Raw genomic sequence first — 8,745 nt, forward strand, 5'->3', positions numbered from 1 at the left:
CCTCGTTGCGTTCGAGAGCAACTCGGGAGTCTTTTGACCAGACCTTCCCGGAGGCTAACACTTACTTTTGGAGCAGTCGACATCGCCGCGGGCGCTTGCAAGTCCGCAGAAGTCGCCACCTGCTTATTCAAGCAGACAGGCAACGTGCTAAACGTGCTAGCCCGCGAATGGGGCTTAGGAAGCAAGAAGGGTAGCGATGCGTCGGAGTGGCCGGACGAACATCAGCATCTCGGTGTTCGTGAGTTTCCAACAGCGGTTGTTGCCTAGCTACCCCACCCGGGCAAACCCCAGACTCTTGGGCGCGCTCTTGGCGAAGTGATCTCGCAGCGTTTGGTGCTCAGGCTGCTCCAGCTTCGGGTCCCGCTCCACGAGCGCGAAGGCGGCGGCGCGGGCGGCCTGCAGGATGTCCTGGTCCTGCACGATGTCCGCGATCTTGAGGTCGGGCAGGCCGCTCTGGCGCGTGCCGAAGAAGTCGCCTGCGCCGCGCAGCTTGAGGTCGATCTCGGAGATCTTGAAGCCGTCGTCGGTGTCCACCATCGCCTGGAGGCGCTCCTCGGCCTCGGCGGAGCGCTTGTAGGACGCCATCAGGAAGCAGTACGACTGGTCAGCCCCGCGCCCGACGCGCCCGCGTAGCTGGTGGAGCTGCGCCAGCCCAAAGCGCTCGGCGTGCTCGATCACCATGATCGTCGCGTTGGGCACGTCCACACCCACCTCGATCACCGTCGTCGCGACCAGGAGGTCGGCCTCGCGGTTCTTGAAGCGCTGCATCGCCTCGTCCTTCTCGTAGGGCAGCATCCGCCCGTGGACCAGTTCGACGCGGTAGGGGCGGAAGCGCTCGGCGAGCTCGGCGGCCCCGTTCTCGGCGTCCTTGATCTCGGCGAGCATCTCCGCCTCCGACTCCTCCACGAGCGGGTAGACGACGTAGGCCTGCCGTCCTTCGCGCAGTTGCTTCTTGATGAACGCGTAGGCGTCCTCGCGGCGCTTCTCGGTGTAGAGCTGCGTCTGGATCGGCTTGCGACCGGCGGGGCGCTCGTCGATGATGGTCACGTCGAGGTCGCCGTAGACCGTCATCGCGAGGGAGCGCGGGATGGGCGTGGCCGTCATCAGGAGCATGTGCGGGCGGAGGCCCTTGTGGAACATCTTCGCGCGCTGCATGACGCCGAAGCGGTGCTGCTCGTCGATGATGGCGAGGCCGAGGCGCTCGAACTCGACGTGGTCCTCAATGATGGCGTGCGTGCCGACGACGAACGGGACGCGGCCCTCGCGGAGGTCATCGAGCACCTCGGTGCGCCACGCCTTGCGCTGCCCGCCGATGAGCAGGTGGACCTGCAAGCCCAGCGGCTGGAAGTACGACTGCAGGTTCGCGTAGTGCTGCTCGGCGAGGATCTCCGTCGGGGCCATGAACGCGGCCTGGTAGCCCGCGTCGAGCGCCATCAGCATCGCGCCGACGCCGACGACCGTCTTGCCCGAGCCGACATCGCCCTGGACGAGGCGGTTCATCTGCACGCCGCGCGCGGTGTCGGCGGCGATCTCGTCGAGCGCCCGCTGCTGCGCGCCGGTGAGCGTGAACGGCAGTACCTCGTCGATGAACTGCCGCGTGTAGGCGCCCGGCCCGCCGAGCGTGGGCCCCGCGATGGCTTGCTTCTTCTCGTGGGTCAGCGCGAGGAGCAGTTGTAGGAAAAAAAGCTCCTCGAACTTGAGGCGGCGCTTCGCGCGGCCTAGCTCCCCGGAGTCTTTCGGGAAGTGAATCGCCCGCAGCGCCACGCGACCGTCAATCAAGTCATAGGCCTTGCGCATCCAGTCGGGCAGCACCTCCGGCAGCGCGAGGCCGTGGGTCTTGAACAACTCGTAGATGTGCCGCCGCAGCGCGCGGCTCGTGAGGTTGACCTTATCGAACGCCGCGCCGCCGGGGTAGAGCGGAATGATGCGCCCCGTGTCGAGCGCCGCGCTCTCAGCGTCGAGCCGGTCGAAGTCGGGGTGCGCCATCGAGAACGTGCGGCCGTACTTCTCGACCTTGCCGTGGACGGCGTAGAGCCCGCCCTGGTCGAACTGCTTGCCGATCCACTTCGCGCCGCGAAACCACACGGCCTTGAGCGTACCGCCGGAGTCGTCCTGGAAGCGCACCTCCAGCCGCATCGAGCCACGCCCCGGCACGACACCCTTCGCCGACACGCGCCCGACGATGGTGACGGCCTCGTTCAGTCCCTCCACCAGCTCGTTGATCGGCGTGACGGTCGAGCGATCGAGGTAGCGGCGTGGGTAGAAGCGAAACAGGTCGCCGAACGTCTTCACGCCCGCCTTCACCAGCGGCGCTGACCGTCGCTCCCCAACCCGTGGGAGGTCCGCGATGGGCACGTCGAGCACGCGCGGGTCGTGGGGATCGAGCACCGTGCCGTCGGGGGCTTTCGGTGCGCGTTCGAGCGCGGCGGATTGCTTGGGCGAGGAGTCGGAGGCGGCCATGGGCGGAAAATACCGCGAGGGCGCGACCACCCGATGTCAGCGCCCTACTCCCACTCGATGGTCGCCGGGGACTTCGAGGAGATGTCGCAGGCGACGCGGTTGAGGACTGGTGCGGCACCAACTTTGTGACGGTGTCTAATACAGACTCCCAAGGCTGCCTACCCGTCACATGGGTCACCACGTCTCGTACATCTACTACTACCGTCGCTGCGAGATCAGCGCGCCGCTGCGCGAACTCGTTCGCCGGGGCTGGAGTCGCCTCACGTCGCATCCAGACCAGATAGATCGGTATGTCCGCGAGCGGAAGAAGCGCGACCTGTGCTCCTGTGTAAAGGTCAACTACCTCCGACCCAACGGAGAGTATGACTATGACCGAGGCTGGCACGTCGACGAGGAACGGTGGCGTCATCCTCCACATGCTACGCCTGAGCACCTCATCGCTACCTTGGAGCAGCTTCCGCGACAAGCGCAGATGCAGTTCGAAACAGATTTCTCTGTTCGAATTCCGATCACGTCAGCGATCAATGAAGACTACAAGAGACGTAACGAGGAGTATCGCAGGGAACGGGGCTATGATCCTCCATACGCTTACTTGCTCGATGAACTGACCCTCGATACTACGCTAGTGCTTGAGGCTGAGTACGCACGGCTGGAACTGTACTCACCCATATCCGGAACGGACAACTACCTCGACTATTCCGTCCCTGTCAGGCAACTGGGTGCTGATTTGGGGGGAGCCACCGGCGCGCTACTCTCACTATCCCACACCGAGGGAGCGCTCTTTGCCTCCCATTTGCGAGCGGCACTCATCAGTAGGGCGGACCCTGGCATTGCCGTGCCCTGGGATGACCATCCAGACAGCATCGCACTTCAACTCACCGCTATGAGCGCGCCAGGCAGGCCGTCGCCAGATCGTCCCCTCGCCCAACTCGTGGCGACGGAGGACCGCATTCGAGCGCGTGAACAAGACGCCCTGTAGCTACTCCCACTCAATCGTAGCGGGGGGCTTCGAGGAGATGTCGTAGGCGACGCGGTTGAGGCCACGCACCTCGTTGATGATGCGGTTCGAGACGCGCCCGAGGAAGTCGTAGGGCAGGTGCGCCCAGTCGGCCGTCATGCCGTCCACGCTGGTCACGGCGCGTAGGCAGACAGCGTTCTCGTAGGTGCGGAAGTCGCCCATCACGCCGACGGACTGCACGGGCAGGAGCACGGCGAAGGCTTGCCACGTCTCGTCGTAGAGTCCCGACGCCTTCAACTCGTCGATAAAGATCTTATCCGCCTTGCGGAGGAGGTCGGCCTTTTCCTTGGTCACGTTGCCGAGGATGCGGACGGCGAGGCCGGGGCCGGGGAACGGGTGCCGCTTGATGATGAGCTCCGGCACGCCGAGTTCGCGGCCGACCGCGCGGACCTCGTCCTTGAACAGCTCCCGGAAGGGCTCGATGAGCTCGAAGCCGAGCTTCTCCGGCAGCCCGCCGACGTTGTGGTGCGTCTTGATGGTCACGCTCGGGCCGCCCTTGAACGAGACGCTCTCGATCACGTCGGGGTAGAGCGTGCCCTGCGCGAGGAAACGCGGCTTCTGGCCGAGGCGCTCCTCGATTTGGTGCGTCGTGTCCTCGAAGACCTCCACGAAGACGCGCCCGATGATCTTGCGCTTCTGCTCCGGGTCGGTCACGCCCTCCAACTCGCGCAGGAAGCGCTCCGAAGCGTCCACCGCCACGAGGTCGAGGTCGAAGCCGTCGCGGAAGGTGTGCTGGACCTCCTCGAACTCGTCGGCGCGCAGCAGCCCGTTGTCGACGAAGATGCAGGTCAGCTGGTCGCCGAGGGCCTCGTGCAAGAGCACCGCCGCCACGGACGAGTCGACGCCGCCGGAGAGGCCGAGGATGACGTGGGCGTCGCCGACCTGCGCACGGACTTTTTCTTTCTGCTCCTCGATGAAGCTGGCCGCGGACCAGTCGCCGCGCCCGCCGCAGATGGTGCGGACGAAGTTCTCCAAGATCTGCGCGCCGACCTTCGTGTGCACGACCTCTGGGTGGAACTGCACGCCATAGAATGGATGCGTCTCGCTGCGCACGGCAGCGATGGGCGCGTTCTCGGTGTGCGCGATGCGGTGGAAGCCGTCGGGCAGGCGCGTGAGGTGGTCGCCGTGGCTCATCCACACCTGCGCGCCGTCTTCCACGTCGGCCATGAGCCCGAGCGGCTCGCCGACGATGAGGTGGGCGCGGCCATACTCTCTTCTTTGGGAGGGCTCGACGGCCCCGCCGAGCGCAAACGCCATCGCCTGCAAGCCATAGCAGATGCCCAGGACCGGCAGGCGGCTGCCGTCGGCGCGCGTCCGCGTGAGCAGGTCGGGGTCGAGCTGCGGCGCGCCGTCGTCGTAGACCGACATCGGGCCGCCGGAGAGGATCACGCCGATGGTGCTCTCGTCGGCGAGGTCCGCGATGGGCGTTGTGCAGGGGTGGATCTCGCAGTAGACGCCGGCCTCGCGCACGCGCCGCGCGATGAGCTGCGTCGTCTGGCTCCCGAAGTCGAGGATGAGGACGGATTGGTGGGTCATGGCGGTAGTCGGCAAAAGGCGGGCGTGTGCCTAGGTGTTGCCTTGCTGTCATCCTGAGCTTGATTCAGGATCGAATACCAGTAGTGACGATGCCTAGTTCACCAAGCAGAGTCATCCCCGCGAACGCGGGGATCCATACGGTGCACTGCATAGATCCCCGATCAAGTCGGGGATGACCAGGGTGAGAGTGAGACAGAACAAGTCTGTAGGCCGCTCCGACTGGATGCTGAATCAAGTTCAGCGTGACAACAGGGAAGGCGTGGAGAAAAAGTGGTACGAAATAGCAAGTGGGTGCCATCGACCAGACAGCACCCACTCGCACAGTGTTGCTCGGAAACGGCTAGCTGTCTGCTCCGATCATGTGCTTGTAGTCGGCGGCGCTCATCAGGCCGTCGAAGTCGGCGACGTCGTCGAGCGTGAGCTTGATCATCCAGCCTGCGCCGTAGGCGTCCTCGTTGACGGACTCCGGCGCGTCTTCGAGGCCCTCGTTGGCCGCGGAGATGGTCCCGGCGACGGGGCAGAACAGCTCCGAGACGGTCTTCACGGCCTCGACCGTGCCGAACACGTCATCGGCGTCGAAGTGGTCGCCTTCCTCGGGCAGTTCCACAAAGACGATGTCGCCGAGCTCGCTCTGCGCATAGTCCGTGATGCCGATGGTGGCGGTGTCGCCGTCGAGGCGGATCCACTCGTGCTCCTTGGTGTAGCGGCAGTCGTCGGGGAAAGTCATGAGAGAAGTCGGAGGTTGAAGGTCAACGGCCAACGGTCCGACCAGGACTGGCCTGCGACCCATGACCTGCGACCCAGGACAATCAGCCGTCCTCAGGCGGCTGCAACGTGAAGCGTTCCAGGAACTTCGTGTCGAAGTCGCCTGCGATGAAGCGGTCGTCCTGGAGGAGTTGCTGGTGGAACGGGATGGTCGTCTTGACGCCGTCGATCACGAACTCGTCGAGGGCGCGGAGCATCTTGCGGATGGCGTGGGGGCGGTCTTTGCCGCGCACGATCAGCTTGGCGAGCATCGAGTCGTAGTGCGGCGGGACGGTATAGCCCGCGTAGATGTGCGTGTCGCAGCGGACGCCGTGGCCTTTCGAGGTGTGCAGGCCCTCGATGGTGCCGGGCGACGGGCTGAAGTTGCGGAACGGGTCCTCGGCGTTGATGCGGCACTCGATGGCGTGGCCGTTCAACTCGGTGAAGCTGGTGCTGGGGAGCCCGTCGCTGCCGAGGCGCTCGCCGCGCGCGACGCGGAGCTGCATCTCGATGAGGTCGGTGTCGGTGACCTCCTCCGTCACGGGATGCTCCACCTGGATGCGGGTGTTCATCTCCATGAAGTAGAAGTTGCGGTGCTTGTCGAGGAGGAACTCGACCGTGCCGGCCCCCGCGTAGTTCACGGCGAGCGCACCGTTGACGGCGGCCTCGCCCATCGTGGCACGCAGCGCCGCGTCCACGACGGGCGAGGGTGCCTCTTCGAGGAGCTTCTGGTGGCGGCGCTGGATGGAGCACTCGCGCTCGCCGAGGTGGATCACGCCGCCCTGGCCGTCGCCCATGAGCTGGATCTCGATGTGGCGCGGCTCCTCGACGAACTTCTCGATGTAGACGGCCCCGTTGCCGAAGGCGGACTGCGCCTCGTTGCTCGCGGTGCGGTACTGCGTCTCGAGTTCCTTCTCCTCGCGGACCATGCGCATGCCGCGGCCGCCGCCGCCCGCCGAGGCCTTGATCATCACGGGATAGCCGATCTCGGCGGCGACGCGCTTGGCTTCGTCGACCGTCTCCACGACGCCTTCGGAGCCGGGCACGACCGGCACGCCCGCCGCGCGCATCGTGTCCTTGGCGACGCTCTTGTCGCCCATCTTGCGAATGGTGTCCGCCTTCGGGCCGATCCAGATCAGGCCGTTGTCCTTGACGATGCCTGCAAAGTCTGCATTCTCGGAGAGAAAGCCGTAGCCGGGATGGATGGCATCGGCGCCCGTGACTTCGGCGGCCGCGATGATGCGGTCCATCCGGAGGTAGCTCTGGCCCGACGGCGGCGGCCCGATGCAGACGGCCTCGTCGGCGAAGCGCACGGCGAGCGAGTCGCGGTCGGCGGTCGAGTAGACGACGACGGTTTTGAGGCCGATCTCGCGGCACGTCCGGATGATGCGTAGCGCGATCTCGCCCCGGTTGGCAATCAGAACCTTTTGCATGCGACGTATTGCGTGTTGCGTGTTGCGTGTTGGTCGCGAGCAACCTCCACGCAGGGCACGACAGGTTCTAGCCAATCACGAACAGCGGCTGGTCGTACTCGACCGGCTCGGCGTTGTCGACGAGGAGCTGCTTGACGGTGCCGCTCACCTCGGCCTCGATCTCGTTCATCAGCTTCATCGCCTCGATGATGCAGAGCGTGTCGCCCTTCTTGACGGCGCTGCCGACAGTCACAAAGGGGTCGGAGTCGGGCGAGGGCGCGCTGTAGAACGTGCCGACGATGGGCGCGCGGACGAGCGTGCCGTCGACGGGCGCGTCGCTGGATTCGGGCTTCGTGTCGGTCGATGCTTGCGGGGCTGGGGGCATCTGGGGAGCCACCGGCGTGCCTGCGGTCGGGACCTGGACGGGGTAGGCCGGCGGATAGCCCGTCGGGAACGGGAATGCCTGCGGGGCCTGGATCGCGCCGCCGCCCATGGGAGGGGCGCTCATCGGGGGCGGCATCATGTAGGGCATCGCTGGGGCGCCCATCGGCTGGTAGGACACCTGCGGCGCGTGCTTGCGCACCACGATGCGCACACCGCTCTCCTCGACTTCGACTTCGGCGACGCCGCTCTCGTTGACGAGGCGAATCAGATCCTGGATGCGGGTCAGGTCCATCGGGCGCTGGGGGTGGGATGAGCGAGGGGGAGATGAGGGGGGCGCTGGCCGCGTGTGCGGACTTAGGAGCCAGTGCTTACGCGCTCAATGTACGAGCCGTCGGTGGTATCCACGCGGACCACGTCGCCCTCGTTGAGAAAGAGGGGCACGTTGACGGTGGCCCCGCTTTCGAGCGTGGCGGGCTTGGTCGCGCCCGTGGCTGTGTCGCCCTTGAGGCCGGGGTCGGTCTTCGTGATCGTGAGGTGCACGTGGCGCGGAATCTCGACCGAGAGCGGCTCGTCGGTGGCCGCGTTCACGAGCAGGTCGATCTCGCCGCCTTCCTTGATGAACTCGCGGCCCTCGACCTGGCTCGCCGGGAGCGAGGTCTGCTCGTAGGTGTCCGTGTTCATGAGGTGGAGGCCGAGGTCGTCCTCGTAGAGGAACTGGTAGGAGCGGCGCTCGACGCGGGCCTCGTCGACCTTCTCGCCAGCGCGGAAGACGTTGTCGACGACCTTGCCCGAGCGGATGTTCTTGAGCTTGGTGCGCACGAACGCGCCGCCCTTGCCGGGCTTGACGTGGAGAAACTCGACGATGCTCCAGATGTCGCCGTTCCAGAAGAAGGTGAAGCCGTTGCGGAAGTCCTGGGTGGAAGCCATGCCTGGCGGGGGGATACGGTGCAAAAGGGATAGACTGGACAATATATCCAGTCTTCCGAGGGGCATCCAACGAAGCCCCTGCATAGGTGGTCCCCGCATGGGCTGGATCCTGCGAGTAGCCCCGTTCAGAAACGAGCGCTCTACACCAATGCAGAAACGCGACCAAGGCGGAACAGCAGAGGCCGCAGAACAGCAGAGGCCGCAGAACAGCAGAGGCCGCAGAACAGCAGAGGCCGCAGAACAGCAGAGGCCGCAGAACAGCAG

The 8,745-nt window shown here is 65.6% G+C and carries 7 protein-coding genes; 1 reads left to right on the forward strand and 6 read right to left on the reverse strand.

Going from position 1 to position 8,745, the window contains the following annotated elements; translation table 11 throughout:
* Positions 1–267 precede the first annotated feature (267 nt).
* Complete coding sequence (recG, locus tag AAFU51_18175; GenBank protein ID MEO1573180.1) at positions 268–2,460, reverse strand: ATP-dependent DNA helicase RecG; 2,193 nt, start codon at positions 2,458–2,460, stop codon at positions 268–270.
* A 169-nt stretch (positions 2,461–2,629) separates the two neighbouring features.
* On the opposite strand from recG, the gene AAFU51_18180 reads away from it, so the two are divergent.
* On the forward strand, positions 2,630–3,439 hold the full coding sequence (locus tag AAFU51_18180; protein ID MEO1573181.1) for a hypothetical protein: 810 nt from the start codon (positions 2,630–2,632) through the stop codon (positions 3,437–3,439).
* Here AAFU51_18180 and guaA read toward each other — a convergent pair whose 3' ends face one another.
* The 5 genes from guaA to efp all read right to left on the reverse strand — a co-directional run bounded on the left by guaA (position 3,440) and on the right by efp (position 8,481).
* On the reverse strand, positions 3,440–5,014 hold the full coding sequence (guaA, locus tag AAFU51_18185; protein MEO1573182.1) for a glutamine-hydrolyzing GMP synthase: 1,575 nt from the start codon (positions 5,012–5,014) through the stop codon (positions 3,440–3,442).
* Between the two features lie 340 nt (positions 5,015–5,354).
* Complete coding sequence (gene gcvH, locus AAFU51_18190) at positions 5,355–5,741, reverse strand: glycine cleavage system protein GcvH (GenBank protein MEO1573183.1); 387 nt, start codon at positions 5,739–5,741, stop codon at positions 5,355–5,357.
* Between the two features lie 82 nt (positions 5,742–5,823).
* Positions 5,824–7,191, reverse strand: coding sequence for an acetyl-CoA carboxylase biotin carboxylase subunit (gene accC, locus AAFU51_18195; GenBank protein MEO1573184.1), 1,368 nt, complete (start codon positions 7,189–7,191; stop codon positions 5,824–5,826).
* Positions 7,192–7,258: 67 nt separating this feature from the next.
* Positions 7,259–7,846 carry an acetyl-CoA carboxylase biotin carboxyl carrier protein gene (accB, locus tag AAFU51_18200; GenBank protein ID MEO1573185.1) on the reverse strand — a complete coding sequence of 196 codons (588 nt, stop codon included), beginning with the start codon at positions 7,844–7,846 and terminating at the stop codon, positions 7,259–7,261.
* A gap of 62 nt (positions 7,847–7,908) precedes the next feature.
* Complete coding sequence (gene efp, locus AAFU51_18205; GenBank protein ID MEO1573186.1) at positions 7,909–8,481, reverse strand: elongation factor P; 573 nt, start codon at positions 8,479–8,481, stop codon at positions 7,909–7,911.
* Between the last annotated feature and the right edge of the window lie 264 nt (positions 8,482–8,745).

The organism is Bacteroidota bacterium (assembly GCA_039821555.1).
Taxonomy (GTDB): Bacteria; Bacteroidota; Rhodothermia; order Rhodothermales; family Rubricoccaceae; genus JBCBEX01.